The following is a 2,936-nucleotide window of genomic DNA, read 5'->3' as shown; positions in this document are numbered from 1 at the left end:
ATTAAACCTCAAGCAAAAAACCCTTTTACGATTTCTATAGTGTTGAGCTATGATTTTGAGTGTTCAAACATCCACATAATATTCTCATACGCAGAACGTTCGCTCAATTGACACTACTTTTTTTTTACCTTCTTTTAACGACGGATTATTTGTTGATTTTGTATGTAATGAGCCAAGCCAGCGTCTGTAATGCTTTTACATTTTTGTAGATTTAAATCCTGTAAATTTACTAGGGAAACTAAATGTGCCAATCCAGTATCAGTGAGATTTACACATTCACTTAAATTCAAATGCTGTAAAGTCACTAAGGAGGTCAAATTTGCTAATCCAACATCAGTGATTTTCTTACATTCCTTTAGATTTAAATACTTTAAACCTGCGAAGGAGGTTAAATATGCCAACCCCTTATCAGTGAGATTTTCACACCGACTTAAATCTAAGTACTCCAAGTCTACTAAGGGGGTCAAATGTGCCAATCCAGTGTCAGTGATTTTTTTACACTCTCTTAGATCTAAATACTGCAAGCCTATTAAAGAGGTTAAATGTGCTAATCCAGCGTCAGTGATTTTTTTACACTCACTTAGATCTAAATGTTGTAAACCTAGACCTACTAAAGAGGTCAAATATGCCAGTCCCTTATCAGTCAGATTTATACACGAACTTAGATCTAAATACTGTAAATTCATTAAAGGAGTCAAATCTTCTAATCCATCGTGACAGAGACCAAAACAATCACTTAGATTTAAATGCTGTAAATTCACTAAAGATGATAAATGAATTAATTCAAAACTAGAAAGGCGATAGCAGCAGCTTAAGTCTAGATGCTCCAAATTCACTAAAGATGTCAAGTGCGCTAATCCATAGCCATAGATCCTACGGCAGTCATTCAAACTTAAATGCCGTAAAGCGCTTAAGTGTGCCAGATGTTCTAATCCCTCATCAGTGATGTTACTGCCCTTTAAACTCAAATACTGTAAAGCAACTAGGGGTGTCAAATAGGCCAATCCCTCATCCGTGAGATTTTCACACCAACTTAAGTCTAAATGCTTTAAAGCCGTTAAGGATGTTAAATGTGCTAATCCAGCATCCGTGAGATTTTCACGCCAACTTAGATCTAAATGCTTTAAAGCTGTTAAGGACGACAAATGTGCTAACCCATCGTCAGTGAGATTCTGGCAATAACCTAAATCCAAACCTAAATCCAAATGCTCTAAAGTCGTCAAGGGGGTCAAATGCGCTAATCCAGCATCGGTGAGATTTTCACACAGTTTTAGAGATAAATATTGCAAAGCGACTAAGGAAGATAAATGCACTAGTCCATCGTCAGTGAGATTTTCACACCAACTTAGATCTAAATGCTTTAAAGCCGTTAAGGGTGTTAAATGTGCTAATCCAGCATCCGTGAGATTTCTACAATCACTCAAACCTAAGTGTCGCAAAGCGACTAAAGGTGTCAAATGGGCTAATCCATCGCCAGTGAGATTTTCACTCTTACTTAAATCTAAATGTTGCAAGGAGACTAAAGGTGTTAAATGGGCTAATCCAGCATCCGTGAAATTTCCAGAATCACTTAAATCTAAATACTGTAAAGCGGTTAAAGATGACAAATGGGCTAACCCAGTATCCTTAAGCAGATAGCATTTACTGAGGTCTAAGTGTTGTAAAGCTGTTAAAGACGTCAAATGGGCTAATCCCGTGTCAATGGGAGTGTAGAATATTTTTAGACACAGCATTTTTAAATTTTTACAATTTTTTAAGGCTAAAAAATGAGCCTCTGTAAAAAAATCTTTTCCTGAAAGATTGAGTTCTTCTATGTCAGTTGAGAAATGATTTAAAATTTTCTCAAATTCGTTCACATGAGAAGTATTGTTTAATAAGCCACTCACCACTGTGAACTCTAAATAATTTACTAAATTATTTAACTGATGCAGACGCGCAAAATTTAATAGCTCTTTTAATTCTATGAGACTTTCTTCGCTCGAATTAAATAGAGCATCCTCTTCTGATTGATAGATCTTAATCAGCTGGTTTTCTAAGTTTTCTACCACATCTGTTAATTGGTAATAATGGGCTAATGCAATGGAACAAGGAATGTCTTCTACCGAAAGTTTAAAGTTAGCATCCATTAAGCACTGTAGTAAGTTAGTAAATTTTTTTTTTGTTATAGCAAGGGGATCTTGAAGCGTTTCTTGAAAATGTCCCGACCAAAGACTTTTAAAATAGGGTGACTTTTTCCTTAATAAAGCTAATTGAGAATAGGGTATGGTTAAAGAAGTTCCTCCTTGAAAGCTCAGTTTAACACCTTGGGGTGAAGGTGACAGTTGGGAAGGGGGAATTATTAAGGGATCTACTGTTTTTGGAAAATGACTGTTTGAGATATTTGAGTCTATTGAGTTATTGAAAGAGTCTATTACCAAATTGTTTTCATTCTTAGGATAATTAATAGTTTCTTGGTTTCGATTCGCAGTTATAAAAGGGAGGGCAAAATCCGAAATTTGGCTCGGACTTGAGAGAAACGTCCCAGATTCTGATTGAGTTGGGGCAAGATTAGAAATGACGAATTCTTTTTGTCCCCAAAAAACTTCCCTCCACTGAGATTGAAGCTGGTCTTTTTTGAGATAATTAAAGAATAAGTTGAGGAAACACTGAAAAATTGTTTTGCACAATAAAACAATTCGTTCAGAAAATTTTAAACGATCGTTTGATCGAATGTAAGAATGAGTGTCTGTATTGACAATGAAATGACTAGAATTAGATCTTATGTTCTGAATATTCAAAATTCCCACCCAAATTAGTTGAATCATTTTTAAATGATACATTATTTATTAATAAAATACTATACGAATAAATATCATCGCAATTTTAATCAAAAGGAATCTGTATTTAAATTTGTTATTGCAAAATAGATAAGGCTATTTCAATAAACTTATCTAATT

Annotated in this window: 1 protein-coding gene; it reads right to left on the bottom strand. The window is 34.6% G+C overall.

What is annotated here, in order from left to right:
- Positions 1-134 precede the first annotated feature (134 nt).
- Positions 135-2,819 carry a leucine-rich repeat domain-containing protein gene (locus TY19_RS11075; protein WP_042282597.1) on the bottom strand — a complete coding sequence of 895 codons (2,685 nt, stop codon included), beginning with the start codon at positions 2,817-2,819 and terminating at the stop codon, positions 135-137.
- Positions 2,820-2,936: the final 117 nt, after the last annotated feature.

The organism is Candidatus Protochlamydia sp. R18, from assembly GCF_000648255.1.
Taxonomy (GTDB): Bacteria; Chlamydiota; Chlamydiia; order Chlamydiales; family Parachlamydiaceae; genus Protochlamydia; species Protochlamydia amoebophila.
This window is presented reverse-complemented; position numbering and strand designations above follow the sequence as displayed.